Below are 26,149 nucleotides of genomic sequence, written 5' to 3'. Positions count from 1 at the left end.
CAGGCATGGATGACCCTGCCATACCATTCACAACATTAAGTTCGAGATTTACCCCAAGTTTAAGAACTCACACCATTATGAATCTTACCGAATTAAAGAATACGCCGGTTTCTGAGCTGATCACTCTCGGCGAAAATATGGGTCTGGAAAACCTGGCTCGTATGCGCAAGCAGGACATTATTTTTGCCATCCTGAAGCAGCACGCAAAGAGTGGCGAAGATATCTTTGGTGACGGTGTGCTGGAGATATTGCAGGATGGATTTGGTTTCCTCCGCTCTGCAGACAGCTCCTACCTCGCCGGTCCTGATGACATCTACGTTTCTCCCAGCCAAATCCGCCGTTTCAACCTCCGCACTGGTGATACCATCTCCGGTAAGATTCGCCCGCCGAAAGAAGGTGAACGCTATTTTGCGCTGTTGAAAGTTAACGAAGTTAACTACGACAAACCGGAAAACGCCCGTAATAAAATTCTCTTTGAGAACTTAACGCCGCTGCACGCAAACTCTCGTCTGCGTATGGAGCGTGGTAACGGTTCTACTGAGGACTTAACGGCTCGCGTACTGGATCTGGCTTCTCCGATTGGCCGTGGCCAACGTGGTCTGATTGTGGCACCGCCGAAAGCGGGTAAAACCATGCTGTTGCAGAACATCGCACAGAGCATTGCCTACAATCACCCAGACTGCGTGCTGATGGTTCTGTTGATTGATGAACGCCCGGAAGAAGTGACCGAGATGCAGCGTCTGGTGAAAGGTGAAGTAGTTGCTTCTACCTTTGACGAGCCGGCATCCCGTCACGTTCAGGTTGCTGAAATGGTTATCGAGAAAGCGAAACGTCTGGTTGAACACAAGAAAGACGTTATCATCCTGCTCGACTCCATCACTCGTCTGGCGCGTGCATACAACACCGTGGTTCCTGCTTCCGGTAAAGTGCTGACGGGTGGTGTGGATGCTAACGCTCTGCACCGTCCGAAGCGTTTCTTCGGTGCCGCGCGTAATGTGGAAGAGGGCGGTAGCCTGACCATCATTGCAACCGCGCTTATCGATACCGGCTCTAAAATGGATGAAGTTATCTACGAAGAGTTTAAAGGCACCGGTAACATGGAACTGCATCTCTCGCGTAAAATTGCTGAAAAACGCGTCTTCCCGGCTATCGACTACAACCGTTCTGGTACCCGTAAAGAAGAACTGCTCACGACTCAGGAAGAGCTGCAGAAAATGTGGATCCTGCGCAAAATTATCCATCCGATGGGTGAAATTGATGCGATGGAATTCCTCATTAATAAGCTGGCGATGACCAAGACCAATGACGACTTCTTCGATATGATGAAACGTTCGTAACTCTGGCATCATCCGAAAACGCCACGTTTTTACGTGGCGTTTTGCTTTTGCGATTCATCCTAATGTCTGGTCGGATAAACTAGTCATTATTGTCGGCGTCGAAGAGATGTCACAATGTGCGGCATGAACGACAAGAGGTCAGAAGTGTAATGTTTTAGTTGGTCTCTTCAAGGAGACCTCGTAACGCATTATACTTTAAGGAAATGATATATGCTGAGAGCACATACACTGTGAATTTACTCGCTGCTTTATCTGAGCTAATCAGTATTTTCTTATTCACTACCATTTTTATTTTTTTTGCGCGAAAAGTAGCCATAAAAATAGGTTTAGTGGATAAGCCTAATTTCCGCAAACGACACCAGGGGATCATTCCTTTAGTTGGTGGGATTTCTGTGTTTGCAGGAATTAATTTTATGTTTGGCCTCTCGGATTATTACATCCCGCATGCCTCGTTATACCTCTTTTGTGCTGGTGTGCTGGTGTTGATTGGCGCACTTGACGACCGTTTTGACATAAGCGTAAAGATACGAGCCGTTGTTCAGGCTGCGATTGCTATTGTTATGATGGTAAAAGGAAATCTTTATTTGAGTAGCCTGGGATATATCTTTGGTTCCTGGGAGTTGATACTCGGTCCCTTTGGTTATTTCCTCACCCTTTTTGCCGTTTGGGCAGCAATTAACGCCTTTAATATGGTAGATGGCATAGATGGATTATTAGGCGGATTGTCGAGCGTCTCATTCGCAGCGATGGGATTTATTCTGTGGTTTGATGGTCAGACTAGCCTGGCTATCTGGTGCTTTGCCATGATCGCCGCAATTCTACCTTATATCCTGCTGAACCTGGGGGTTCTTGGACGCCGTTATAAAGTCTTTATGGGCGATGCTGGTAGCACGCTGATTGGTTTTACCGTTATTTGGATCCTGCTGGAAACTACGCAGGGTAAAACGCATCCTATCAGCCCGGTTACCGCACTGTGGATTATCGCCATTCCGTTGATGGATATGGTGGCAATCATGTACCGTCGTTTGCGTAAAGGCATGAGTCCTTTCTCTGCTGATCGCCAGCACATTCATCATTTGGTGATGCGTGCGGGGTTTACTTCACGACAGGCATTTGTTCTGATTACGCTGGCCGCCGCGATTCTGGCCTCCATCGGTGTGCTGGCTGAATATTTTCGTTTGGTCCCTGAATGGGGCATGCTGGTGCTCTTTTTACTGGCATTTGGCCTTTATGGTTACTGCATTAAGCGAGCCTGGAAGGTGGCGAGATTTATCAAACGAGTGAAGCGCAGATTGCGAAGAATCCGTGAAAGCAAACCAAACTTAACCAAGTGAACTGAGGATGCGATGACACAACCATTACCGGGGGAAGACGCCGTGAGCGCTGAAAATGAACTGGATATTCGTGGCTTGTTTCGTACCTTGTGGGCAGGAAAGGTGTGGATTGTCGGTATAGCTCTCGCCTTTGCGCTCATTGCGCTCGCCTATACTTTTTTTGCCCGCCAGGAGTGGAGTGCAACGGCCATTTCGGATAAGCCTACGGTTAATATGTTGGGCGGATATTATTCCCAACAACAGTTTTTGCGTAATCTGGATATTAAGGCCAGCCTCGCGTCAACGGATCAACCGTCGGTAATGGATGAGGCCTATAAAGAATTTGTCATGCAACTTGCTTCCTGGGATACGCGCCGCGATTTCTGGCTGCAGACCGATTATTACAAGCAACGTATGGTTGGTAACAGTAAAGCCGACGCGGCAATGCTGGATGAACTGATTAATAACATTCAGTTTATGGCTGGCGATGCAGCGCGCAATACCAATGACAGCGTGAAGCTGATTGCGGAAACGGCTCCTGACGCCAATAACCTGCTACGCCAGTATGTGGCGTTTGCCAGCCAGCGTGCGGCGGGTCATCTGAACGATGAGTTAAAAGGGGCGTGGGCTGCGCGCACTGTGCAAATGAAGGCGCAGGTTAAACGTCAGGAAGAAGTGGCAAAAGCTATTTTCTCTCGCGGTGTTCATAATATTGAGCAGGCGCTTAAAATTGCAGAACAAAATAACATTTCTCGCACATCAACCGATGTCCCTGCTGATGAATTACCTGATTCTGAACTGTTTTTACTCGGACGCCCGATGCTGCAGGCGCGACTCGAAAACCTGCAGGCTGTTGGCCCGGACTTCGATCTGGACTATTTTCAAAATCGGGCCATGCTGAACACGCTGAACGTGGGGCCAACTCTGGATTCGCGTTTTCAGACCTATCGTTATTTGCGAACGCCGGAAGAACCGGTAAAACGTGATAGCCCACGTCGTGCCTTCCTGATGATTATGTGGGGCATCGTTGGGGCTCTGATCGGTGCCGGTGTCGCGTTAACCCGTCGTCGCTCGATTTAGCAACTCCGTTGCAGTGAGGGGCTGGGCCCTCACTGCCAATCCTAAGAGAATCGATGTGAAAGTACTGACTGTATTTGGCACGCGACCAGAGGCTATTAAAATGGCACCTCTGGTTCATGCGCTGGCAAAAGATCCTGATTTTGAAGCGAAAGTTTGCGTCACTGCGCAGCATCGGGAGATGCTCGATCAGGTGTTAAACCTCTTTTCTATTGTACCTGACTACGATCTCAATATTATGCAGCCAGGCCAGGGACTCACAGAAATTACCTGCCGAATCCTGGAAGGATTAAAACCCATTCTGGCTGAGTTTAAACCCGATGTCGTATTGGTGCACGGTGATACCACAACGACAATAGCCACCAGTCTGGCCGCCTTTTACCAGCGTATTCCGGTGGGGCATGTTGAGGCTGGATTGCGAACTGGCGATCTCTACTCACCCTGGCCGGAAGAGGCAAACCGCACGCTGACAGGGCGTCTGGCAATGTATCATTTTGCTCCAACCGAAAATTCACGCCAAAATCTATTACGCGAAACAATTCCCGATGACCGTATTTTTGTCACGGGCAATACGGTTATTGATGCATTGATCTGGGTTCGGGATCGCGTACTCGAGAATGAAACGCTGCGCGCTGAACTGGCTGAACACTATCCTTTCCTTCGTTCTGATAAAAAGATGATCCTGGTGACCGGTCATCGTCGGGAAAGCTTCGGTCGCGGTTTTGAGCAAATTTGCCATGCGCTGGCGGAAATTGCTGCAGCAAATCAGAATGTGCAAATTGTCTATCCGGTACACCTGAACCCTAATGTCAGCGAGCCGGTTAATCGCATCCTGGGCCACGTTGAAAACGTGATTCTGATTGAACCTCAGGACTACTTGCCGTTCGTCTGGTTGATGAACCATGCCTGGCTGATCCTTACCGATTCCGGCGGGATTCAGGAAGAAGCCCCCTCTCTGGGCAAACCTGTGTTGGTGATGCGTGAAACGACTGAACGCCCGGAGGCCATCACTGCAGGTACTGTTCGTCTGGTGGGAACAGACTCGCAGCGAATTGTGGAAGAAGTCACCCGTTTGCTGCATGACGAAAATGAATATCAGACCATGAGCCGCGCCCATAATCCGTATGGTGACGGGCAGGCGTGTGGCCGCATTTTACACGCGTTAAAAAATAATCGGATATCGCTATGAGTTTTACGACCATTTCTGTCATCGGGCTGGGTTATATCGGGCTGCCAACGGCAGCCGCCTTTGCTTCCCGTCAAAAACATGTCATTGGCGTAGATGTAAATCAACATGCGGTAGATACCATTAACCGTGGTGAAATCCATATTGTTGAACCGGATCTGGGTATCGCGGTGAAAACAGCAGTCGAAGATGGATATCTTCGCGCTACCACAACACCCGTAGAAGCTGATGCGTATTTAATTGCCGTACCAACACCGTTTAAAGGGGAACATGAACCCGATATGGTGTACGTCGAGGCTGCCGCGAAGTCTCTTGCACCAGTGCTAAAAAAAGGGGCATTGGTGATCCTCGAATCGACTTCACCTGTAGGATCAACGGAACAGATGGCTGCGTGGCTTGCAGAAATGCGGCCCGACCTGACTTTTCCACAGCAGGTAGGGGAACAGGCAGACGTAAATATTGCGTACTGTCCAGAACGTGTTCTGCCAGGCCAGGTGATGGTTGAGCTAATTAAAAACGATCGCGTGATTGGCGGGATGACCCCCGTCTGTTCCGCGCGTGCCAGCGAGCTGTACAACATCTTCCTTGAAGGTGAGTGTGTGGTGACCAATTCCCGTACGGCGGAAATGTGCAAGCTGACTGAGAATAGCTTCCGCGATGTCAATATTGCTTTTGCCAATGAACTGTCACTGATTTGTGCCGATCAGGGGATTAACGTCTGGGAACTGATCCGTCTGGCGAACCGCCATCCGCGCGTGAATATTCTGCAGCCTGGACCGGGGGTTGGTGGGCACTGTATTGCGGTCGATCCGTGGTTTATCGTGGCACAGAACCCAGAGCAGGCGAAATTAATCCGCATCGCGCGTGAAGTGAATGATGGCAAACCTCACTGGGTCGTTGATCGGGTAAAAGCCGCCGTGGCGGACTTCCTCATGGAGAGTAACAAACTTGCCAGCGAAGTGAAAATTGCCTGTTTTGGTCTGGCATTTAAACCGAATATCGACGATTTACGTGAAAGCCCGGCGATGGGAATTGCGCAAAGTATTGCGCATTGGCATAGCGGTGAAACGTTGGTGGTGGAACCGAACATTCATCAATTGCCGAAAAAACTGGATGGTCTTTGCACGCTGGCGAAACTGGATGATGCGCTGGCAAGCGCAGATGTGCTGGTAATGCTGGTTGACCATAATGCATTTAAAGCCATTAAGGGCGATGCGGTTCAACAGCAGTATGTGGTTGATACCAAGGGAGTCTGGCGGTGACAATCCGTGCCAGTATTGAGCCCCTTATCTGGGAAAATACGTTCTTTGGCGTTAATAGCGCCATCGTACGTTTTGACCCGCACGGGGCGGTCCTGACTGCGGAAGCATTGCAGTCCTGGGGACGGGTACAGGCAAAAATTCCCGCCGCGAATACTCACGAATTAGACGTTTTGCAGCAACTGGGTTTCTCGCTGGTAGAAGGCGAAGTGGATTTTGTGTTGCCGGTAACGCGCGTCTGCGATAATTCCGGCGTGCAGGTGGCGCAACCCGCAGATATCCCGGCACTACGCCAGCTCGCGAGCCAGGCGTTCGCACAAAGCCGCTTTCGTGCTCCATGGTATGCGCCGGATGCCAGCGCCCGTTTCTACGCGCAGTGGATTGAAAATGCGGTGTTGGGCACATTCGATCATCAATGCCTCGTTTTTCGCACAGCGACAGACGAGATCCGCGGGTATGTCTCGCTGCGTGAGCTGAATAACACTGACGTGCGAATTGGCCTGTTGGCAGGTCGCGGTGTGGGTGCAGAATTAATGCAGGCGGCGCTTTTCTGGGCGCAGGCTCGCGGTAAAACAACATTGCGGGTGGCGACCCAGATGGGCAACACCGCCGCGCTTAAACGTTATATACAGAGTGGTGCGAATGTGGAAAGCACCGCGTACTGGTTATACAGGTGACAAAATGATTCCATTTAACGCACCGCCGGTGGTGGGAACCGAGCTTGAGTATATGCAGTCTGCGATGAGCAGCGGCAAACTGTGTGGCGATGGCGGTTTTACCCGTCGTTGCCAGCAGTGGCTGGAACAGCATTTTGGCAGTGAGAAAGTGCTGCTGACGCCGTCCTGTACTGCATCACTTGAGATGGCAGCATTGTTGCTGGATATCCAGCCTGATGATGAAGTTATCATGCCAAGCTACACCTTCGTCTCCACCGCTAATGCCTTCGTGTTGCGCGGGGCAAAAATCGTCTTTGTTGATGTCCGACCAGATACCATGAACATTGACGAAACGCTGATTGAAGCGGCGATCACCGACAAAACCCGCGCTATCGTACCGGTGCATTACGCGGGCGTCGCCTGCGAAATGGATACCATTATGGCGCTGGCGACACGGTACAATCTGTTTGTAGTGGAGGATGCTGCACAGGGCGTAATGTCTACCTACAAGGGACGTGCGCTGGGAACGATTGGTCACATTGGGTGTTTCAGCTTCCACGAAACCAAGAACTACACCGCGGGTGGTGAAGGTGGCGCAACGCTGATTAACGACCGTAAATTAATCGAACGTGCAGAGATCATCCGTGAAAAAGGCACCAACCGCAGTCAGTTTTTCCGCGGCCAGGTGGATAAATATACCTGGCGTGATATCGGCTCCAGCTATCTGATGTCCGATCTGCAGGCTGCCTATCTGTGGGCGCAACTGGAAGTGGCCGATCGTATCAATCAGCAGCGTCTGGCATTGTGGCAAAACTACTACGATGCACTTGAGCCGCTGGCGAAAGCCGGGCGGATTGACCTGCCTTCCATACCGGATGGTTGCGTGCAAAACGCCCATATGTTTTACATCAAGCTGCGTGATATTGATGATCGCACGGCGTTGATTAACTTCCTCAAAGAAGCCGAAATTATGGCGGTATTCCATTATATCCCGCTGCATGATTGCCCGGCTGGCGATAAATTTGGTGAGTTCGCGGGTGTCGATCGTTACACCACCAAAGAAAGCGAGCGTCTGCTACGCCTGCCGCTGTTTTACAATCTGTCGCCGGTGAACCAGCGCACAGTAATTACGACCCTGTTGAACTACTTCGCCTGAGATGTCGCTTGCTAAAGCGTCCCTTTGGACGGCAGCCAGTACGCTGGTAAAAATCGGTGCAGGCTTGTTGGTGGTAAAACTGCTGGCGGTGTCGTTTGGCCCTGCGGGAGTCGGGCAGGCGGGTAACTTTCGTCAGATGGTCACTGTGCTGGGCGTGCTGGCAGGTGCCGGAATTTTCAACGGTGTCACAAAGTATGTGGCACAGCATCATGATGATCCGGCGCGGCTACGCAACGTGGTTGGCACATCTTCCGCCATGGTGTTGGGATTCTCCACACTGATGGCCGTGATCTTTTTGTTGGCGGCTGCGCCCATAAGCCAGGGTTTGTTTGGTCATACGCATTACCAGGGGCTGGTGCGTCTGGTTGCGCTGGTACAGATGGGTATTGCCTGGGCGAATCTCTTACTGGCGTTAATGAAAGGCTTCCGTGATGCCGCAGGCAATGCACTGTCGCTGATTGTTGGCAGTCTGGTCGGTGTTGTGGCTTATTATGGCTGCTATCGACTGGGGGGCTATGAAGGTGCTTTGCTGGGCCTGGCGCTGGTGCCTGCGCTGGTGGTTGTGCCAGCCAGTTTTATGCTGATCAAGCGTGGAACCATTCCACTGCACTACCTGAAACCCTCATGGGATAACAGTCTGGCAGGGCAGTTAAGCAAGTTTACGCTGATGGCGCTGATCACCTCTGTGACGCTGCCAGTGGCATATGTAATGATGCGAAACCTTCTGGCTGCGCATTACAGCTGGGATGATGTTGGGATCTGGCAAGGGGTAAGCAGTATCTCCGATGCCTATCTGCAATTTATCACCGCCTCATTCAGCGTTTATTTGCTGCCGACGTTGTCGCGCCTGAGCGAAAAGCGTGACATTACGCGTGAAGTGGTGAAGTCGCTGAAGTTTGTGTTACCGGCGGTTGCCGCCGCGAGTTTTACCGTTTGGTTACTGCGTGATTTTGCTATCTGGCTGCTCTTTTCCGCTAAATTTACTGCCATGCGAGACCTGTTTGCCTGGCAACTGGTGGGCGATGTACTGAAGGTCGGTGCTTACGTTTTCGGGTATCTGGTGATCGCGAAGGCGTCGCTGCGGTTTTATATTTTGGCTGAAATTAGCCAGTTCATTTTGTTGACGGCATTTGCCCACTGGCTGATTCCCGCGCATGGCGCTCTGGGGGCAGCGCAGGCTTATATGGCAACCTATGTGGTCTATTTTTCTCTTTGCTGTGGCGTATTTTTACTCTGGTGTAGGCGGGCATGACAGTACTGGTTCACGTTCTGGGATCGGATATCCCTCACCATAATCAAACCGTACTGCGGTTTTTTAATGATTCGCTGGCCGCGACGAGCGAGCACGCGCGCGTATTTATGGTTGCAGGTCAGGATGCGGGATTCAGTGCAAGCTGCCCGGCGTTATCGCTGAGCTTCTATGGCGGAAAAAAGGCACTGGCGGAAGCGGTAATCGCGAAAGCGAAAGCAGATCGCCAGCAGCGTTTCTTCTTCCATGGTCAGTTCAACACCAGCCTGTGGCTGGCGCTGTTGAGCGGAGGAATTAAACCAGAGCAGTTTTACTGGCATATCTGGGGCGCAGATTTGTATGAAGTCTCCAGTGGGCTGAAATTCCGCCTGTTTTATCCGATTCGCCGCATGGCGCAAAACCGTGTGGGCTGCGTGTTTGCCACTCGAGGTGATTTGAGCTATTTCGCACAGCAGCATCCCCGTGTGCGCGGTGAACTGCTCTATTTCCCTACGCGTATGGATCCGTCGCTGAATAATATGGGCAGCGAGTGCGAACGCAGCGGGAAAATGACGATTCTTGTAGGTAATTCTGGCGATCGCAGCAATGAACATATCGCAGCGTTACGCGCCGTACATCAGCAGTTCGGTGATACGGTGAACGTTATTGTGCCAATGGGCTATCCGGCTAATAACGGGGCGTATATTGATGAAGTACGCCAGGCTGGCCAGGAATTATTTAGTGCAGGAAATCTGCAAATTCTAAGTGAAAAACTGGAATTTGATGCCTATCTGGCATTACTGCGTCAGTGCGATCTCGGTTACTTTATTTTTGCACGCCAGCAAGGGATTGGTACATTGTGTTTGCTGATCCAGGCCGGTATTCCGTGCGTGCTAAACCGCGAAAACCCTTTCTGGCAGGATATGGCAGAGCAGCACCTCCCGGTACTGTTTACCACCGATGAACTCAATGCCGATGTTGTGCGTGAAGCGCAGCGTCAGTTGGCCTCGGTTGATAAAAGCACGATTACCTTTTTTAGCCCGAATTACCTGCAACCGTGGCATAACGCGCTGAGCATTGCCTCCGGAGAAACCCTATGAGTCTGATGCAATTCAGCGGTCTGCTGGTAGTATGGCTACTCTCTACCTTATTTATCGCTACGCTGACCTGGTTTGAGTTTCGGCGTGTGCGCTTTAACTTCAATGTGTTCTTCTCATTGCTGTTTTTGCTGACGTTTTTCTTCGGATTTCCCCTGACCAGCGTACTGGTGTTCCGTTTCGACGTCGCGGTCGCCCCACCGGAAATTCTGTTACAGGCACTGCTTTCCGCCGCCTGTTTCTATGCCGTCTACTACGTGACCTATAAAACGCGTTTACGTAAGCGAATACCAGAAAAGTCACGCAAACCGTTGTTTACCATCAACCGCGTTGAGGCCCATCTGACATGGATTATCCTGATGGCGATTGCGCTGGTGAGTGTAGGCATTTTCTTTATGCACAACGGTTTCCTGTTATTCAGATTGCAGTCCTATAGCCAGATCTTCTCCAGTGAAGTTTCTGGTGTGGCCCTGAAACGCTTCTTCTACTTCTTCATTCCGGCAATGCTGGTGGTGTATTTCCTGCGCCAGGATAGTAAAGCGTGGCTGTTCTTCCTGGTGAGCACCGTCGCGTTTGGTCTTCTGACTTATATGATTGTTGGCGGCACGCGCGCCAATATCATTATCGCGTTTGCCATCTTCTTGTTTATCGGCATTATTCGCGGCTGGATTTCACTGTGGATGATGGCTGCGGCCGGTGTGCTGGGAATTGTCGGCATGTTCTGGCTGGCATTGAAGCGCTACGGGATGAACGTGAGCGGCGATGAGGCATTCTATACTTTCCTGTATCTCACGAGGGATACCTTCTCACCGTGGGAGAATCTGGCGCTGTTACTGCAGAATTACCACAATATTGAGTTCCAGGGACTGGCACCGATTGTCCGTGATTTCTACGTTTTTATTCCCTCCTGGCTGTGGCCTGGACGGCCGAGTATCGTACTCAACTCTGCGAACTATTTTACCTGGGAAGTGCTGAACAACCACTCGGGCCTGGCTATCTCTCCAACGTTGATTGGTTCGCTGGTGGTTATGGGGGGAGCGTTGTTTATCCCGTTAGGCGCGATCGTGGTCGGGTTGATAATCAAATGGTTCGACTGGCTGTATGAGTTAGGCAATCAGGAAAAAAACCGTTATAAGGCGGCGATTTTGCACAGCTTCTGTTTTGGTGCCATTTTCAATATGATCGTTTTGGCACGAGAAGGGTTGGATTCGTTTGTCTCGCGAGTGGTCTTTTTCCTCGTGATTTTTGGTGTCTGTTTGCTGGTAGCAAAATTATTGTTCTGGCTGTTTGATAGTGCAGGACTTGTCCATAGACGAATAAAGACGCTGCCCCGGACACAGGTTGAAGGATCGTAATGACAGATAATACAACTGCGCCGCTATATTCGCTGCGCGGATTAAAACTTATTGGCTGGCGTGATATGCAGCATGCGCTGAATTACCTGTTTGCTGAGGGGCATCTCAGACAGGGGACGCTGGTGGCTATTAACGCCGAGAAAATGCTAACGGCGGAAGATAACCCCGAGGTTCGGGCTTTGATTGATGCCGCGGAGTTCAAGTATGCGGATGGAATTAGCGTGGTGCGCTCCGTGCGTAAAAAATACCCACAAGCACAGGTTTCACGCGTGGCCGGAGCCGATCTCTGGGAAGCCTTGATGGCGCGCGCTGGGCGGGAGAGCACACCCGTATTCCTGGTTGGTGGTAAGCCAGAGGTACTGGCGCAAACAGAAGCAAAACTGCGAGCACAGTGGCGCGTCAATATTGTTGGTAGCCAGGACGGATATTTCACGCCAGAGCAGCGGCAGGCATTGTTTGAACGTATTCATGCCAGCGGTGCGCAGATTGTTACGGTGGCAATGGGTTCGCCTAAACAAGAGATTTTTATGCGCGATTGCCGCCAGGTACATCCGAATGCGCTGTATATGGGGGTGGGTGGCACCTATGATGTGTTTACCGGACACGTAAAGCGAGCGCCTAAATTCTGGCAGAATTTGGGGCTGGAGTGGCTGTACCGCTTACTGTCACAGCCGAGCCGTATTACCCGTCAACTTCGTTTATTGCGCTATCTCCGCTGGCACTATACCGGCAATCTCTAACATTTTCTCTCCTCTGATAAGTAGTGTGTTCTGCTAAATGCGCTACTTATTCACAACATAATCGCTGCTTTCTCGCACAATCTATTTATTTTTTGAATGCTTTAATTGCCATTTAGACGATTTTAAGAAACCATTCGCAACAATCATTTCAGTGTCGTGGTGTTTTTGGCGCCAACCGTAAAGCGGTCGGCGCTGGATGGCCTGTTATGGCATAAGAAGATGTACCCATAACGATAACCGGTAATACCGGAAACAATACAAACACAACAAGAGGATTTATGGCAGAGAACAAACCAGAGCTACAGCGTGGGCTGGAGGCTCGTCATATCGAATTGATTGCCCTTGGGGGCACCATTGGCGTCGGATTGTTTATGGGCGCCGCCAGTACCCTGAAATGGGCGGGGCCATCGGTCCTGTTGGCGTATATCGTTGCCGGACTATTTGTCTTCTTTATCATGCGTTCCATGGGCGAGATGTTGTTCCTGGAGCCGGTTGCCGGTTCGTTCGCCGTTTACGCTCACCGCTATATGAGCCCTTTCTTTGGTTATCTCACCGCCTGGTCATACTGGTTTATGTGGATGGCTGTGGGGATCTCGGAGATTACCGCCATTGGGGTCTACGTGCAGTTCTGGTTCCCGGAAATGGCGCAGTGGATACCCGCGTTGATTGCCGTAGGCCTGGTGGCGCTGGCAAATCTGGCTGCGGTTCGCCTGTATGGTGAAATTGAATTCTGGTTTGCCATGATCAAAGTGACAACCATCATTGTGATGATTGTTATAGGAGTGGGTGTCATTTTCTTCGGCTTTGGTAATGGTGGTCAGGCGATTGGCTTCAGCAACCTGACTGAACACGGCGGCTTCTTTGCCGGCGGCTGGAAAGGCTTTCTGACTGCATTGTGTATTGTGGTAGCCTCCTACCAGGGCGTGGAGCTAATCGGTATCACGGCGGGCGAAGCCAAAAACCCACAGGTCACGTTGCGTAGCGCGGTAGGTAAGGTGCTGTGGCGTATCCTGATTTTCTATGTAGGCGCGATCTTCGTTATCGTCACCATCTTCCCGTGGAATGAGATCGGTAGCAACGGTAGCCCGTTTGTTCTCACGTTTGCCAAAATTGGTATTACCGCTGCGGCCGGGATTATCAACTTTGTGGTCCTGACGGCAGCGCTTTCTGGTTGCAACAGTGGGATGTATAGCTGCGGCCGCATGCTCTACGCCCTGGCGAAGAATCGTCAGTTGCCTGCGGTTGTCGGAAAAGTCTCTCGTCATGGCGTGCCAGTTGCCGGCGTTGCGATTTCTATCGCCATCTTGCTGATTGGCTCATGCCTGAACTACATCATTCCGAATCCGCAGCGCGTATTTGTCTATGTCTATAGCGCCAGCGTGTTGCCGGGCATGGTGCCGTGGTTTGTGATCCTGATAAGCCAGCTGCGTTTTCGCAAAGCGCACAAAGACGCGATTGCCAGCCATCCCTTCCGTTCCATTTTGTTCCCGTGGGCGAATTATTTGACGATGGCGTTCCTGGTTTGCGTATTAATCGGTATGTACTTTAATGAAGATACCCGTATGTCGCTTTTTGTCGGTATCGCCTTCCTGCTGGGTGTGACGCTCATTTATAAGGTTTTTGGCCTGAATCGTCATGGTGTGGCCCAAAAACTGGAGGAATAAGCGACAAAACGCACAAAGCATGACCAAACGATAATTTATTTTAAAAAAGCACTAGACAGCAGACCGAGACCTCCGTAATATCCAGCCCCGCAACGGCGCTAAGCGCCCGTAGCTCAGCTGGATAGAGCGCTGCCCTCCGGAGGCAGAGGTCTCAGGTTCGAATCCTGTCGGGCGCACCATTTAGTAAGGTGCCGGAGCTGCGGTGGTTTTAATACCGCGTAAAAGATTTGCAGTGGTGGCTATAGCTCAGTTGGTAGAGCCCTGGATTGTGATTCCAGTTGTCGTGGGTTCGAATCCCATTAGCCACCCCATTAATTTAAAGTTGTGAAATGCGAAGGTGGCGGAATTGGTAGACGCGCTAGCTTCAGGTGTTAGTGTTCTTACGGACGTGGGGGTTCAAGTCCCCCCCCTCGCACCACGACTTAAAGAATTGAACTAAAAATTCAAAAAGCAGTAAAACGGCGAGTAGCGCAGCTTGGTAGCGCAACTGGTTTGGGACCAGTGGGTCGGAGGTTCGAATCCTCTCTCGCCGACCAATTTTGAACCCCGCTTCGGCGGGGTTTTTTGTTTTCTGATTTCCCTTTCTCTCTGCTCTTGTGCCAGTCAATACCGGCGTTACGCCACCAATCTGACCTGAATTACCTGATGTCCTAAAAATCCCGAAGACCTGGTTTTTGCAGTGCAATCATGCCATGTGTTGTGCGATAATATTTGGGTAGATGCTCATTCCATCTCTTATGTTCGCCATCAGGCCTCATAAACTCAGGAATGACGCAGAGCCGTTTACGGTGCTTATCGTCCACTGACAGATGTCGCTTAGCCTCATCGAACACCATGGACATAACGTTGAGTGAAGCACCCATTTATGTTGTCATACAGACCTGTTTAACGCCTGCTCTTAACCGAGCGGGCGTTTTTTTATGCATACACTTCACTCTTCAGACGCCTCTTTATTGGCGGCGTCCTCTCACCCTGCTACTTACTTATGTAAGTGCTCTGAGTTTGTCTCAATGTGTTTCGAATGATTCTGTGTATTGGTGTAAGCCCGGTAAGCATTTCGCTACCGGGCTTAAAGGATTACTGCGGGGGATTGTTCTGCAGTGTCAGCATTAAGCCATCACGGCGCATGGTAGCGGCCTCTTCCGGCTGATGCAGTCTGTCCAGCGCATCAGCAAGCCACGCGTAGTCGTATGCATCCGGGCGTTGTTTGAGCGCCGCACGGAAGGCGAGAGTGGCTTCCTGCCATTCGCCGTGCTTCATCAACGACTGACCAAGCGTACTCCACAACAGCGGACGATCGCCCACGGCTTTAATCTGCTGGCGCAGAACTTTTTCAATCTGCTCTGGGTTGTTTGTTTTCAGACGCGGGATTGGCAGCACCAGGCGGTCATCATACTGACGTTTCAGGCCGTCGATGATGATCTGTTGTGCTGTATCGTGATCGTCGCACTCAATCAGATGTTCCGCCATTGCTACCTGCAGAGCGATCTGATGACGGGTCTTACGGTTTTGATTTTTCCACCATGCACGTAGCCCCTCACTGCCCTGATCGGCACGAACCTGATCCATCAGGCCAACCCATGCCTGCTGTTCCAGCATGGCGCGGTGCTCTTCATCACCAACGTGCGCTTTTGCCATGGATGGAATGATATCCAGCAGGGAACTCCATGCGCCAGTGCGAATGTAAGCCTGCTCAGCCAGACGCAATACTTCCGGGTGACGTGGAGTCACCTCCAGCAGTTTATCTACACTATGGCGCGCGGCGTGATTTTCATTCCGGGCCAGTTGCAGGCGAACGCGAGCGATCTCTACCGGAATCGTGTCATTTCCGGCGAGCTCGGCTGCGCGCTCAAGGTGTTGATTGGCCCGAGCCTCGTCACCACGTTGTTGAGCCGCTTCTGCCGCCAGAAGGTAATTCACCACCGGCTGTTCTGCGTGATCGGCATTTTTCGACATCAGTTTTTCGACTTGCTGATAATCGCCTTCTGCCAGCTTGAGCAGCGCCTGTTCGGTCTGTTTGCGGGCGCGGCGGCGCTTGCGACCGACGAACCAGCCACGCGTGTGTGCGCCGGTACGGAAAATACGACGCAGCAACCACTCAATCGCAAACAGGACCACCATGGTGACGATCAGAATGATCACCAGGCCAGTTACGCTGGTCTCGATGTTGTAGTTATCCGTCTGGATCAGTACGTAGCCTTGATGACCGGCAATCATCGGACCGATGACGATCCCGGCGATCAACAGCACAAAGAGCAATAATACTTTTAGCATCGTTACTCTCCTTGCGGCGCGGTTGCCGGGGTTTCTGCCTGAGGCGCTGGCGCAGGAGCTGCTTCAACCGGAGATGTTGCTGGCTGGGCCAGTAAATTACGCACACGGGTCTGCATTAATTTCTCAAGAATGGTCTGGCTTTGAAGCGTTTCTGGTACATCCATACTGATGCTTTGTTGACTCAGTTGGTCCACTTCTTCAAGGAAGGCTTTCGTCGCTGCATCGTCGGTATCGTAGTACGCGCGCACCCAGGTGGAGACATTTTCCAGCGCCTGCCGGTATGTCTCTTCTTGATGGCGTGGTACGGCCTGAGCGGCCACTAACAGACGGGAGCGGATGTTCTCACGTAAGTACACGTCCTGATTTGGTGCTAACAGCGGTACGGCGGTTTCATCGCGACGTCGAATGGTAATAAAGCTGTCCATAAAATTTTGCCAGCTTTTTTGCAGATTGACGCGCCATTCGCTAATGGAGCTGGAAAGCTCGCTGCTGTCGGAGTCCATCGGCGAATCATCAGTATCATTGTCGGCCAGACGTAGGTTATCAATCTGATTAGACAACTGATTTATCTTGAGAATGATGCCGTCATAATCAACCTGAGAGACAGAAGAGAGGCTGGCGATATCATCAGTAATCGCTCGACGGGCGGTGATTAAACTTGGATCGTTCATATCGGCCAGGCTGGCATCGGCGCTTTTCAATAGCGCCGCTGCGGTGGTAACGTCCTGATCGCTCCATAATTTACGACCGGCCAGTTTCACCAGAAAATCAGCCTGCGCCAGCAGCCACGTTTTAGCATCGCTGCCAGAGATTGTGGCAACCTTTTGCTGCACTTCATCAAGCTGTTTAGCCAGTGCTGCTTGCTGACGGTTTGCTTCATCCAGCAGTGTTGCCTGCTGTTTTATAATACCTTCCAGCTCAGTTTTCTGGTTTTCCTGCGCTTTTTGCAGCGCCGTGAGCTGATTAGCCAACGCATCGCTGGTTGCAGTCTGTGTTGTTGCCTGTTGTTTCCCCCAGCCATACAGTCCGACGCCTGCCGCCAGCGCAATAGCAATCGCTACTGCACTTAGTATCAGTGCGGTGCTGCCCTTGCTCTTTTTTTCAGCATTGACTGACTGTGACGTGGTTTCCACGGCCTCCCTGGTCTCTTCAACCACGGCGGAGGATTTTTCTTGTTCCGTCATTATGGCATCCCATTATGAGAGTTATTGTAATGCGCGTAGCAGCGCATCGTTGTCGGCGTTATCAGCGACCTTAATATCTTGCCAGCCCAGTTCCCGGGCGAGGTGCGCCAGACGCTCACTGACGACCAGCAGCCGACAGCGTAGTAACCAGTGCTCACGATACCACTGCGGAATGAGCGACCAGAGCTGTTGTAGCATCTCTCCGCTGGTGACAACCACCGTCGTCACGCCGCGAGATTGCCATCGCATCGCTTCTTCTGCACCATCGTAATACTTTGCACTGCGTTGATAACATTCACAAAAATCTACATTGGCCCCACGTGCTTTCAGAGTTTCGCCTATCAACTCCCGACCGCCGTTGCCGCGTAAAATAAGCGCTTTTTTTCCCGCAATATTTTGTAATTCAGGTAATTGTAGCAAGACTTCGCTAATTTCCCGATCCAGAGGATAGTGAATATTGCATCCATTAACGGTATGGAGCGCCAATGCCGTGGTGCGGCCAATGGCAAAATAGCGCGGGAGGGAGGGCCAGCGTTCTCCTTGCTGCTGAAGCTGAGCATCAGCAAAAGTGACCGCGTGCTGCGAGAGAGCTAAAACCAGATCGTTTTCCGTCAGTGTCGACAGGCGGGAGGCTAGCGTTGCCAGTTCCCTGCCTGGCGAAAACTCAATGAGCGGAAAGCTCCAGGCCACCTGCCCCAGTGTGCGCAGACGGCTCACTAACTCTTCCCCTGCGGGAGATGGGCGGGTGACCAGAATACTCATGCGGGTGCTTCTCCGTTATAAACATCAGCCAGAATGGCGCGTGCACCGTTTTCCAACAGTTCTTCCGCCAGAGAAATGCCCATTTGTTCGGCATTATTTGGTGTGCCGCGACGTTCCCCGCAAACCATCTGTGAACCGTCAGGAGCACCGACCAGCGCACGTAGCCAAATCTCACCGTTAATGAGCTCAGCATAGCTGCCGATGGGCACCTGACAACCCCCTTCCAGGCGGGTGTTCATTGCGCGTTCGGCTTTTACACGCAGAGCGGTTTCTTCATGGTTGAGCGGTGCTAACAGTGCTTGAGTACGCAGATCATCGAGTCGACATTCTATGCCTACTGCGCCCTGTCCGACAGCTGGAAGAGAGACTTCCGGCGACAGCGCTGTGCGGATCCGCGACTCCAGCCCTAAGCGTTTTAACCCGGCTACGGCCAGAATAATCGCATCATAGTCGCCGTTATCCAGTTTGCTCAGCCGTGTTCCCACGTTGCCGCGTAGCGAACGGATAACGAGATCCGGGCGACGTTTAGCCAACTGGCACTGGCGACGTAAGCTGGATGTTCCAACGATGCTGCCTGCAGGAAGTTCATCCAGCGTGTTGTACTTATTCGAGACAAAAGCATCGCGTGGATCTTCGCGTTCGCAAATAGTGACCAGTCCGAGTCCCTCAGGGAATTCGACCGGCACATCCTTCATGGAATGCACGGCGATATCGGCACGTTTTTCCAGCAGCGCGACTTCCAACTCTTTAACAAACAAACCCTTACCCCCCACTTTTGCCAGTGGAGTATCCAGAATCACATCGCCACGGGTCACCATAGGTACCAGTTCTACGATCAGACCGGGGTGGTTTGCCATTAAGGCGTCTTTGACATAATGTGCCTGCCAGAGCGCAAGGGGGCTTTGGCGTGTGGCAATTCTCAAAACATTGTCTAACATGCTTGTTACCGTCATTATCAATCATTGACCATCCTAACATCCTTATCAAAGGGATGTCAGCGTTACGCTCAAACGTTAGTGAGAGGAAAAAGGCGCTGCATCATCACTGGCAGTGATTAATGACGAGAAACCTCCCGACCGTATGAAGGAATTTACACGTAACGAACGGTGCTACACTTGTATGTAGCGCATCTTTCTTTACGGTCAATGAGCAAGGTGTTAAATTGATCACGTTTTAGACCATTTTTTCGGCTGTACTCCATAAAAAAAGAGGGGCGAAAAAAAGGTAACGGTTATTTTTGACATACGGTTTATCCGAATGGATGAAGATTATTTGCGGGCGTATATGCCGCAACGATCGACAACATGACGGATAGCAACATCAGGCGATACGTCTTGTACCTCTATATTGAGACTCTGAAACAGAGACTGGATGCCATAAATCAACTGCGTGTGGATCGCGCGCTTGCTGCCATGGGACCTGCCTTCCAGCAGGTATACAGTCTGCTGCCGACATTATTGCACTACCACCATCCGCTGATGCCGGGTTACCTCGATGGTAACGTTCCCAAAGGCATATGCTTTTACACGCCTGATGAAACCCAACGCCACTACCTGAATGAACTAGAACTGTACCGTGGTATGTCACCGCAGGACCCTCCCAAGGGCGAACTGCCTATTACCGGCGTTTACTCGATGGGCAGTACCTCTTCAGTAGGGCAAAGTTGTTCCTCTGACCTGGATATTTGGGTCTGCCATCAATCCTGGCTGGATAGCGAAGAGCGTCAGTTGCTGCAGCGTAAATGTAGCCTGTTAGAAAGCTGGGCTGCCTCGCTGGGCGTGGAAGTCAGTTTCTTCCTGATTGATGAAAACCGTTTCCGTCACAATGAAAGCGGCAGCCTGGGTGGTGAAGACTGTGGCTCGACGCAGCATATTCTGTTGCTTGATGAATTCTATCGCACCGCCGTGCGCCTCGCGGGCAAACGTATTCTGTGGAATATGGTGCCGGGCGATGAAGAAGAGCATTACGACGATTACGTCATGACGCTCTACGCGCAGGGGGTGTTAACACCAAACGAATGGCTGGATCTGGGCGGACTCAGCTCGCTCTCTGCTGAAGAGTACTTTGGTGCCAGCCTCTGGCAGTTGTACAAGAGTATCGACTCCCCGTACAAAGCGGTGTTGAAAACGCTGCTGCTGGAAGCTTATTCCTGGGAATACCCGAACCCACGCCTGTTGGCGAAAGACATTAAACAGCGCCTGCACGACGGCGAAATCGTTTCTTTTGGTCTTGATCCGTATTGCATGATGCTGGAGCGCGTCACCGAATACCTCACGGCGATTGAAGATCCGACTCGTCTGGATTTAGTGCGTCGATGTTTCTACTTAAAAGTCTGCGAGAAACTGAGCCGCGAGCGCGCGTGCGTTGGCTGGCGTCGTGAAGTGTTAAGTCAGTTGGTGCAAGAGTGGGGGTGGGATGACGCCCGTCTGACGATGCTTGATAACCGCGCCAACTGGAAGATTGACCAGGTGCGCGAGGCACATAACGAACTGCTCGACGCGATGATGCAGAGCTATCGTAATCTGATCCGCTTTGCGCGCCGCAATAACCTTAGCGTCAGCGCCAGCCCGCAGGATATCGGCGTACTGACCCGTAAGTTGTATGCTGCGTTCGAAGCCCTGCCGGGTAAAGTGACGCTGGTGAACCCACAGATCTCACCGGATCTCTCGGAACCGAATCTGACCTTTATCCATGTGCCGCCTGGGCGTGCCAACCGTTCAGGTTGGTATCTCTACAACCGTGCGCCCAATATGGATTCCATCGTCAGCCATCAGCCGCTTGAATATAACCGCTACCTGAACAAGCTGGTGGCGTGGGCGTGGTTTAACGGTCTTCTGACGTCGCGTACGCATCTGTTTATTAAGGGTAACGGCATTGTCGATTTGCCGAAGCTGCAGGAGATGGTGGCTGATGTGTCGCACCACTTCCCGCTGCGTTTACCTGCGCCCACACCAAAAGCGCTCTATAGCCCGTGCGAAATTCGCCATCTGGCGATTATCGTTAACCTTGAATACGACCCGACAGCAGCGTTCCGTAATCAGGTCGTGCATTTTGATTTTCGTAAGCTGGATGTCTTCAGCTTTGGCGAAGAACAAAATTGTCTGGTGGGTAGTGTAGATCTGCTGTACCGCAACTCGTGGAACGAAGTGCGTACGCTGCACTTCAACGGCGAGCAGGCGATGATTGAAGCGTTAAAAACGATTTTGGGCAAAATGCACCAGGACGCGGCGCCGCCAGATAGTGTTGAAGTCTTCTGCTACAGTCAGCATCTGCGTGGCCTGATCCGTACCCGCGTCCAGCAACTGGTGTCTGAATGCATTGAATTGCGCCTTTCCAGTACGCGCCATGAAACCGGACGCTTCAAAGCGCTGCGCGTTTCAGGTCAGACGTGGGGACTGTTCTTCGAACGCCTGAACGTATCAGTACAGAAACTGGAAAACGCCATTGAGTTTTATGGCGCGATTTCGCACAACAAACTGCACGGTCTTTCCGTACAGGTTGAGACTAACCATGTGAAATTGCCGTCTGTGGTGGATGGTTTTGCCAGTGAAGGGATCATTCAGTTCTTTTTTGAAGAAACGGGCGATGAACAGGGCTTTAATATTTATATTCTGGATGAAAGTAACCGGGTTGAAGTGTATCACCACTGCGAAGGCAGCAAAGAGGAGCTGGTACGTGATGTCAGTCGCTTCTATTCATCGTCGCACGATCGCTTTACCTACGGCTCCAGCTTTATCAACTTTAACCTGCCGCAGTTTTATCAGATCGTGAAAACCGACGGGCGCGCGCAGGTAATCCCGTTCCGTACTCAGCCGATTAATCCTATTCCTCCGGCTAATCAGGATAACGACACACCGATGTTGCAGCAGTATTTCTCGTAATTGCGCTTACCCGGAGGCGCTATGCTTGCCGGGCCTGGATGCACAGCGCTGCTTGTAAGCCGGATAAGGCGAGGCTCCTATCCGGCAAAAAGACATTAACGGAACCGAACGTCTTCACCTGCCTGCAGCGTTGCTGCCTGTTCCAGCAGATCCCAGAACGTTTCGCCGCTACGATCGCAAATCCACTCATCACCCTTCAGATCAAAATGGTAGCCGCCTTGTTTAGTTGCCAGCCATACCTGATGCAGCGGCTCCTGACGGTTAATGATAATTTTGCTGCCGTTTTGAAAACTGATGGTCAATACGCCGCCGTTGATCTCACAATCAATATCGCTGTCGCCATCCCAGTCATCCAGACGCTCTTCAATAGCCATCCACAGGGTGTCGGCAAGGCGATGAAATTCACTGTCGTTCATTTTTTTATCCTGTTTTTCGTGATGGTCGCAGTATAACGCGAAATAAATCACGTTGCAGTTTGCAGGCAAACTCTTGCTTTTACGCCTTCTCCTGCGATGATAGAAAACAGAAAGTATGAACTTACAGGCAATCCATAATGAAAAACGTGTTTCAGGCACTCGCTGTACTTTTTACTCTGTTCAGCCTGACGGGCTGTGGTCTGAAAGGTCCACTCTATTTTCCGCCAGCAGATAAAACCGCGCCGCCTCCGACAAAGAGCATTGAGCCACAAACGCAATCCACGGTGCCCGAGAAAAACGATCGGGCAACGGGAGATGGCCCTTCTCAGGTGAATTACTGACGGTAAGTCTCTGTACCCGCGTAAACGGAGTGAACAATGCAATTCTCTAAAATGCATGGCCTTGGCAACGATTTTATGGTCGTCGACGCGGTAACGCAGAATGTCTTTTTCTCACCGGAGCTGATCCGCCGCCTGGCAGACAGGCATCTTGGCGTTGGGTTTGATCAACTGCTGGTGGTTGAGCCTCCGTATGATCCGGAGCTGGATTTCCATTACCGCATCTTCAATGCCGACGGCAGTGAAGTGTCACAGTGTGGTAATGGCGCTCGTTGCTTTGCCCGGTTTGTTCGCCTGAAAGGGCTAACGAACAAACGTGATATTCGAGTCAGCACTGCCAATGGTCGCATGGTATTGAGCGTAACGGACGACGAGCTGGTGCGGGTGAATATGGGAGAACCCAACTTTGAACCTTCGCAGGTCCCTTTTCGCGCCAATAAAGCAGAGAAGACCTATATTATGCGAGTGGCTGAGCAGACAGTATTGTGCGGCGTAGTCTCAATGGGGAATCCGCATTGCGTGATTCAGGTTGATGATGTTGAAACTGCCACGGTGGAAACGCTGGGGCCAGTTCTGGAAAGCCATGAACGCTTTCCTGAACGCGCAAATATCGGGTTTATGCAAGTAGTGAAACGCGAGCATATCCGACTGCGCGTCTATGAACGCGGGGCGGGTGAAACACAAGCCTGCGGCAGCGGCGCGTGCGCAGCTGTTGCTGTTGGTATTCAGCAGGGCCTGCTGGCAGAAGAAGTGCGCGTGGAATTACCGGGTGGTCGACTTGATATCGCCTGGAAAGGTCCGGGTCATCCGTTGTATATGACTGGCCCGGCGGCACATGTCTACGACGGATTTATTCACTTATGAAGCAACCAGGGGAAGAACTACAGGAAACGCTCATGGATCTGGACGATCGGGCGGTCGTCGATTATCTGCAACGTAATCCTGAGTTTTTTATCCGTAATGCCCAGGCAGTTGAAGCGATGCGTGTCCCGCACCCGGTGCGAGGCACGATCTCTTTAGTTGAATGGCATATGGCAAGGGCGCGTAATCACATCAACGTGCTTGAAGAGAACATGGCGTTATTGATGGAACAAGCAAACGCCAACGAAAGTCTGTTCTATCGTCTGTTAAATCTGCAAGGGCGCCTGGTGGCAGCCAACAGTCTCGACGATATGCTGATGCGATTGCATCGCTGGGCGCGAGACCTGGGGCTGGCAGGCGCTACGGTTCGCTTGTTTCCGGATCGCTGGCGACTCGGCGCACCGTCGAAATTCACCCATCTGGCATTAAGTCGTCAGGCGTTCGAACCGTTGCGTATTCAGCGTCTGGGTCAGTCGCAGCATTACCTTGGCCCACTTCACGGTCCGGAACTGCTGGTCATGATGCCGGAAGCGAAAGCTATCGGTTCTGTGGCCATGTCGCTGCTGGGGCAGGATGGCTCTCTTGGTGTCATGCTGTTTAGCAGTCGTGATGCCAATCATTACCAGCAAGGGCAGGGAACGCAGCTATTACAGGAAATTTCGCTGATGTTGCCGGAGCTGCTGGAGCGCTGGATTGAACGCGTATGACCGACTCACCGCTTTCTCAGGACGTTGCACGCTTCTTACGCTATCTGGGCGTTGAGCGTCAACTTAGCCCGATAACGCTACTCAATTATCAGCGTCAGCTTGATGCCATCATCGCGTTAGCCGGAGAAACCGGCCTGCAAAGCTGGCAACAATGTGATGCTGCGATGGTTCGTAGTTTTGCCGTGCGTAGCCGGCGCAAAGGTTTGGGACCTGCGAGCCTGGCATTGCGCCTCTCTGCGTTGCGCAGTTTCTTTGACTGGCTGGTCAATCAGGGCGAGCTGAAAGCCAACCCGGCAAAAGGTGTATCCGCACCGAAAGCACCGCGTCATCTGCCAAAAAATATTGATGTGGATGACGTTAACCGTCTGCTGGATATCGATCTCAACGATCCCCTCGCCGTTCGTGACCGGGCGATGCTGGAGGTTATGTACGGCGCAGGATTGCGTCTATCAGAACTGGTTGGGCTGGATATTAAACATCTCGATCTCGACACAGGCGAAGTCTGGGTGATGGGAAAAGGTAGCAAAGAACGCCGTCTGCCCATTGGTCGCAACGCGGTGGCGTGGATTGAACACTGGCTGGATCTGCGTGGATTGTTTGGTGGTGATGACGATGCTCTTTTCCTGTCAAAACTGGGTAAACGCATCTCGGCGCGTAACGTGCAGAAACGTTTTGCTGAATGGGGTATTAAGCAGGGGCTGAACAGCCACGTGCACCCACATAAATTACGCCACTCATTTGCGACACATATGCTGGAGTCGAGTGGCGACCTGCGCGGTGTACAAGAGCTGTTGGGACATGCCAACCTTTCTACCACCCAAATCTACACCCATCTTGATTTTCAACACCTGGCTTCAGTGTACGATGCGGCGCATCCGCGCGCCAAACGGGGGAAATAATGCGTTTTTACCGGCCGTTGGGGCGCATTTCTGCGCTCACCTTTGACCTTGATGATACCCTTTACGATAACCGTCCCGTGATCCTGCGCACCGAGCAGGAAGCGCTTGCCTTTGTACAAAATTATCACCCGGCGCTGAGTACGCTAAAAAATAGCGATCTACAGCGTCTGCGTCAGGCTGTACGCGACGCCGAACCGGAGATCTACCATGATGTTACCCAGTGGCGCCATCGTGCTGTAGAGCGTGCCATGCTGGAGGCTGGCCTGTCGGCGGCAGAGGCAAAAATGGGGGCGAACGCCGCGATGATGAATTTCGCGAAATGGCGCAGCCGCATCGACGTCCCGCAGTCTACACATGACACATTGAAGGCTCTGGCCCGCAAGTGGCCACTGGTTGCTATTACCAACGGTAATGCGCAGCCGGAACTGTTTGGTCTGGGCGATTACTTTGAGTTTGTGCTGCGTGCCGGACCGGATGGACGATCCAAACCGTTCAGCGACATGTACTCACTGGCGGCGGAAAAACTGAATATGCCAATTGGTGAAATCCTGCATGTGGGCGACGACCTGACAACAGACGTCGCTGGCGCGATTCGCTGTGGTATGCAGGCTTGTTGGATCAAACCGGAAAATGCCGACCTGATGCAAACATCTGACAGTCGTTTACTGCCGCATATCGAAATTTCACGGTTGGCATCTCTGACCTCGCTGATATAATCACCAACAGAACTCTGTATATATACCCAGCTTTTTGGCGGAT

General features: G+C 51.7%; 23 protein-coding genes and 4 tRNA genes. 22 read left to right on the top strand and 5 right to left on the bottom strand.

The genetic code is table 11. The features are described 5' to 3' along the window. The first annotated feature begins 77 nt into the window (after window positions 1-77). From rho to OGX98_RS21030, 16 genes are all read left to right on the top strand, one after another. On the top strand, window positions 78-1,337 hold the full coding sequence (gene rho, locus OGX98_RS21105) for a transcription termination factor Rho (protein WP_002437993.1): 1,260 nt from the start codon (window positions 78-80) through the stop codon (window positions 1,335-1,337). Between the two features lie 203 nt (window positions 1,338-1,540). Continuing rightward, window positions 1,541-2,671: a UDP-N-acetylglucosamine--undecaprenyl-phosphate N-acetylglucosaminephosphotransferase gene (gene wecA / locus OGX98_RS21100; RefSeq protein WP_233617306.1), complete on the top strand. Its 1,131-nt coding sequence runs from the start codon at window positions 1,541-1,543 to the stop codon at window positions 2,669-2,671. A 12-nt stretch (window positions 2,672-2,683) separates the two neighbouring features. Continuing rightward, the gene (gene wzzE / locus OGX98_RS21095; RefSeq protein ID WP_045449067.1) at window positions 2,684-3,730 is read left to right on the top strand and encodes an ECA polysaccharide chain length modulation protein; all 1,047 of its coding nucleotides are present in this window, start codon (window positions 2,684-2,686) and stop codon (window positions 3,728-3,730) included. Window positions 3,731-3,785: 55 nt separating this feature from the next. Beyond that, the gene (wecB, locus tag OGX98_RS21090; protein WP_045449070.1) at window positions 3,786-4,916 is read left to right on the top strand and encodes a non-hydrolyzing UDP-N-acetylglucosamine 2-epimerase; all 1,131 of its coding nucleotides are present in this window, start codon (window positions 3,786-3,788) and stop codon (window positions 4,914-4,916) included. Beyond that, window positions 4,913-6,175, top strand: a complete 1,263-nt coding sequence (gene wecC / locus OGX98_RS21085; protein WP_286595901.1) for a UDP-N-acetyl-D-mannosamine dehydrogenase — start codon at window positions 4,913-4,915, stop codon at window positions 6,173-6,175. The genes wecB and wecC overlap by 4 nt, the downstream gene beginning before the upstream one ends. Beyond that, on the top strand, window positions 6,172-6,849 hold the full coding sequence (rffC, locus tag OGX98_RS21080) for a dTDP-4-amino-4,6-dideoxy-D-galactose acyltransferase (RefSeq protein ID WP_045449082.1): 678 nt from the start codon (window positions 6,172-6,174) through the stop codon (window positions 6,847-6,849). The genes wecC and rffC overlap by 4 nt, the downstream gene beginning before the upstream one ends. 4 nt (window positions 6,850-6,853) lie before the next feature. Further along, window positions 6,854-7,984 (top strand): dTDP-4-amino-4,6-dideoxygalactose transaminase, encoded by a 1,131-nt coding sequence (gene rffA, locus OGX98_RS21075; RefSeq protein WP_200013136.1) that lies wholly within the window; start codon window positions 6,854-6,856, stop codon window positions 7,982-7,984. Between the two features lies 1 nt (window position 7,985). Then, complete coding sequence (gene wzxE, locus OGX98_RS21070) at window positions 7,986-9,236, top strand: lipid III flippase WzxE (RefSeq protein WP_200013140.1); 1,251 nt, start codon at window positions 7,986-7,988, stop codon at window positions 9,234-9,236. After that, window positions 9,233-10,312, top strand: a complete 1,080-nt coding sequence (locus OGX98_RS21065; protein WP_045449088.1) for a TDP-N-acetylfucosamine:lipid II N-acetylfucosaminyltransferase — start codon at window positions 9,233-9,235, stop codon at window positions 10,310-10,312. Before wzxE ends, OGX98_RS21065 begins: the two co-directional genes overlap by 4 nt. Beyond that, entirely contained in the window at window positions 10,309-11,664 is a 1,356-nt protein-coding gene (gene wzyE, locus OGX98_RS21060; RefSeq protein WP_284097289.1) for an ECA oligosaccharide polymerase, read from the top strand. The genes OGX98_RS21065 and wzyE overlap by 4 nt, the downstream gene beginning before the upstream one ends. Then, window positions 11,664-12,404 carry a lipopolysaccharide N-acetylmannosaminouronosyltransferase gene (gene wecG / locus OGX98_RS21055; RefSeq protein ID WP_284097288.1) on the top strand — a complete coding sequence of 247 codons (741 nt, stop codon included), beginning with the start codon at window positions 11,664-11,666 and terminating at the stop codon, window positions 12,402-12,404. The genes wzyE and wecG overlap by 1 nt, the downstream gene beginning before the upstream one ends. 278 nt (window positions 12,405-12,682) lie before the next feature. Then, a complete protein-coding gene (gene thrP, locus OGX98_RS21050) occupies window positions 12,683-14,068 on the top strand; it encodes a bifunctional threonine/serine APC transporter ThrP (protein WP_045449093.1) in 1,386 nt (461 codons plus the stop codon). A gap of 102 nt (window positions 14,069-14,170) precedes the next feature. Beyond that, window positions 14,171-14,247: transfer RNA gene (locus tag OGX98_RS21045), tRNA-Arg, on the top strand. A gap of 56 nt (window positions 14,248-14,303) precedes the next feature. Beyond that, window positions 14,304-14,379 (top strand) — tRNA-His (locus tag OGX98_RS21040). A 20-nt stretch (window positions 14,380-14,399) separates the two neighbouring features. Then, window positions 14,400-14,486: transfer RNA gene (locus tag OGX98_RS21035), tRNA-Leu, on the top strand. A gap of 41 nt (window positions 14,487-14,527) precedes the next feature. Further along, a tRNA-Pro gene (locus tag OGX98_RS21030) sits at window positions 14,528-14,604 on the top strand. Between the two features lie 541 nt (window positions 14,605-15,145). Here OGX98_RS21030 and hemY read toward each other — a convergent pair. The 4 genes from hemY to hemC are packed head-to-tail and all read right to left on the bottom strand — an operon-like array spanning window position 15,146 to window position 19,226. Further along, the gene (gene hemY / locus OGX98_RS21025) at window positions 15,146-16,342 is read right to left on the bottom strand and encodes a protoheme IX biogenesis protein HemY (RefSeq protein WP_048223280.1); all 1,197 of its coding nucleotides are present in this window, start codon (window positions 16,340-16,342) and stop codon (window positions 15,146-15,148) included. 2 nt (window positions 16,343-16,344) lie between these two features. After that, on the bottom strand, window positions 16,345-17,526 hold the full coding sequence (gene hemX / locus OGX98_RS21020) for a uroporphyrinogen-III C-methyltransferase (protein WP_045449100.1): 1,182 nt from the start codon (window positions 17,524-17,526) through the stop codon (window positions 16,345-16,347). 21 nt (window positions 17,527-17,547) lie between these two features. Then, the gene (hemD, locus tag OGX98_RS21015) at window positions 17,548-18,288 is read right to left on the bottom strand and encodes a uroporphyrinogen-III synthase (RefSeq protein ID WP_045449101.1); all 741 of its coding nucleotides are present in this window, start codon (window positions 18,286-18,288) and stop codon (window positions 17,548-17,550) included. Further along, window positions 18,285-19,226, bottom strand: coding sequence for a hydroxymethylbilane synthase (gene hemC, locus OGX98_RS21010; protein ID WP_045449853.1), 942 nt, complete (start codon window positions 19,224-19,226; stop codon window positions 18,285-18,287). The genes hemD and hemC overlap by 4 nt, the downstream gene beginning before the upstream one ends. Window positions 19,227-19,622: 396 nt before the next feature. Here hemC and cyaA point away from each other — a divergent pair, with 396 nt between their 5' ends. Continuing rightward, a complete protein-coding gene (gene cyaA / locus OGX98_RS21005) occupies window positions 19,623-22,169 on the top strand; it encodes a class I adenylate cyclase (RefSeq protein WP_048223285.1) in 2,547 nt (848 codons plus the stop codon). Between the two features lie 95 nt (window positions 22,170-22,264). Here the strand turns inward: cyaA and cyaY are convergent, their stop codons facing one another. Then, the gene (gene cyaY / locus OGX98_RS21000; RefSeq protein ID WP_286595899.1) at window positions 22,265-22,585 is read right to left on the bottom strand and encodes an iron donor protein CyaY; all 321 of its coding nucleotides are present in this window, start codon (window positions 22,583-22,585) and stop codon (window positions 22,265-22,267) included. A gap of 137 nt (window positions 22,586-22,722) precedes the next feature. Between cyaY and lptM the strand changes: the two genes are divergently transcribed. From lptM to yigB, 5 genes are read left to right on the top strand one after another with little or no spacing between them, the layout of a single operon-like run. Continuing rightward, window positions 22,723-22,926: an LPS translocon maturation chaperone LptM gene (lptM, locus tag OGX98_RS20995; RefSeq protein WP_045449105.1), complete on the top strand. Its 204-nt coding sequence runs from the start codon at window positions 22,723-22,725 to the stop codon at window positions 22,924-22,926. Window positions 22,927-22,962: 36 nt separating this feature from the next. After that, window positions 22,963-23,787: a diaminopimelate epimerase gene (gene dapF, locus OGX98_RS20990; RefSeq protein ID WP_045449106.1), complete on the top strand. Its 825-nt coding sequence runs from the start codon at window positions 22,963-22,965 to the stop codon at window positions 23,785-23,787. Then, window positions 23,784-24,491: a DUF484 domain-containing protein gene (locus OGX98_RS20985; protein ID WP_045449108.1), complete on the top strand. Its 708-nt coding sequence runs from the start codon at window positions 23,784-23,786 to the stop codon at window positions 24,489-24,491. Before dapF ends, OGX98_RS20985 begins: the two co-directional genes overlap by 4 nt. After that, on the top strand, window positions 24,488-25,390 hold the full coding sequence (gene xerC, locus OGX98_RS20980; protein WP_048223287.1) for a tyrosine recombinase XerC: 903 nt from the start codon (window positions 24,488-24,490) through the stop codon (window positions 25,388-25,390). The genes OGX98_RS20985 and xerC overlap by 4 nt, the downstream gene beginning before the upstream one ends. Continuing rightward, the gene (gene yigB, locus OGX98_RS20975; RefSeq protein ID WP_045449112.1) at window positions 25,390-26,106 is read left to right on the top strand and encodes a 5-amino-6-(5-phospho-D-ribitylamino)uracil phosphatase YigB; all 717 of its coding nucleotides are present in this window, start codon (window positions 25,390-25,392) and stop codon (window positions 26,104-26,106) included. Before xerC ends, yigB begins: the two co-directional genes overlap by 1 nt. The last annotated feature ends 43 nt before the right edge of the window (window positions 26,107-26,149 follow it).

The sequence above is a fragment of the Citrobacter sp. Cm046 genome (assembly GCF_030333065.1).
In the GTDB taxonomy this organism is placed as follows: domain Bacteria; phylum Pseudomonadota; class Gammaproteobacteria; order Enterobacterales; family Enterobacteriaceae; genus Citrobacter; species Citrobacter murliniae.
The sequence above is the reverse complement of the archived record's forward strand: the minus strand, read 5'-3'. Positions and strand labels throughout refer to the sequence as shown.

What these genes read in the sequence shown, in the direction of transcription:
- hemD (WP_045449101.1), bottom strand. Translation starts at nt 18,288, where the DNA reads ATGAGTATTCTGGTCACCCGCCCATCTCCCGCAGGGGAAGAGTTAGTG.
- wzyE (WP_284097289.1), top strand. Translation starts at nt 10,309, where the DNA reads ATGAGTCTGATGCAATTCAGCGGTCTGCTGGTAGTATGGCTACTCTCT.
- wecA (WP_233617306.1), top strand. Translation starts at nt 1,541, where the DNA reads ATGATATATGCTGAGAGCACATACACTGTGAATTTACTCGCTGCTTTA.
- xerC (WP_048223287.1), top strand. Translation starts at nt 24,488, where the DNA reads ATGACCGACTCACCGCTTTCTCAGGACGTTGCACGCTTCTTACGCTAT.
- yigB (WP_045449112.1), top strand. Translation starts at nt 25,390, where the DNA reads ATGCGTTTTTACCGGCCGTTGGGGCGCATTTCTGCGCTCACCTTTGAC.
- wecC (WP_286595901.1), top strand. Translation starts at nt 4,913, where the DNA reads ATGAGTTTTACGACCATTTCTGTCATCGGGCTGGGTTATATCGGGCTG.
- thrP (WP_045449093.1), top strand. Translation starts at nt 12,683, where the DNA reads ATGGCAGAGAACAAACCAGAGCTACAGCGTGGGCTGGAGGCTCGTCAT.
- wzxE (WP_200013140.1), top strand. Translation starts at nt 7,986, where the DNA reads ATGTCGCTTGCTAAAGCGTCCCTTTGGACGGCAGCCAGTACGCTGGTA.
- OGX98_RS21065 (WP_045449088.1), top strand. Translation starts at nt 9,233, where the DNA reads ATGACAGTACTGGTTCACGTTCTGGGATCGGATATCCCTCACCATAAT.
- hemC (WP_045449853.1), bottom strand. Translation starts at nt 19,226, where the DNA reads ATGTTAGACAATGTTTTGAGAATTGCCACACGCCAAAGCCCCCTTGCG.
- cyaY (WP_286595899.1), bottom strand. Translation starts at nt 22,585, where the DNA reads ATGAACGACAGTGAATTTCATCGCCTTGCCGACACCCTGTGGATGGCT.
- wecG (WP_284097288.1), top strand. Translation starts at nt 11,664, where the DNA reads ATGACAGATAATACAACTGCGCCGCTATATTCGCTGCGCGGATTAAAA.
- hemY (WP_048223280.1), bottom strand. Translation starts at nt 16,342, where the DNA reads ATGCTAAAAGTATTATTGCTCTTTGTGCTGTTGATCGCCGGGATCGTC.
- dapF (WP_045449106.1), top strand. Translation starts at nt 22,963, where the DNA reads ATGCAATTCTCTAAAATGCATGGCCTTGGCAACGATTTTATGGTCGTC.
- wzzE (WP_045449067.1), top strand. Translation starts at nt 2,684, where the DNA reads ATGACACAACCATTACCGGGGGAAGACGCCGTGAGCGCTGAAAATGAA.
- rffA (WP_200013136.1), top strand. Translation starts at nt 6,854, where the DNA reads ATGATTCCATTTAACGCACCGCCGGTGGTGGGAACCGAGCTTGAGTAT.
- OGX98_RS20985 (WP_045449108.1), top strand. Translation starts at nt 23,784, where the DNA reads ATGAAGCAACCAGGGGAAGAACTACAGGAAACGCTCATGGATCTGGAC.
- rho (WP_002437993.1), top strand. Translation starts at nt 78, where the DNA reads ATGAATCTTACCGAATTAAAGAATACGCCGGTTTCTGAGCTGATCACT.
- hemX (WP_045449100.1), bottom strand. Translation starts at nt 17,526, where the DNA reads ATGACGGAACAAGAAAAATCCTCCGCCGTGGTTGAAGAGACCAGGGAG.
- lptM (WP_045449105.1), top strand. Translation starts at nt 22,723, where the DNA reads ATGAAAAACGTGTTTCAGGCACTCGCTGTACTTTTTACTCTGTTCAGC.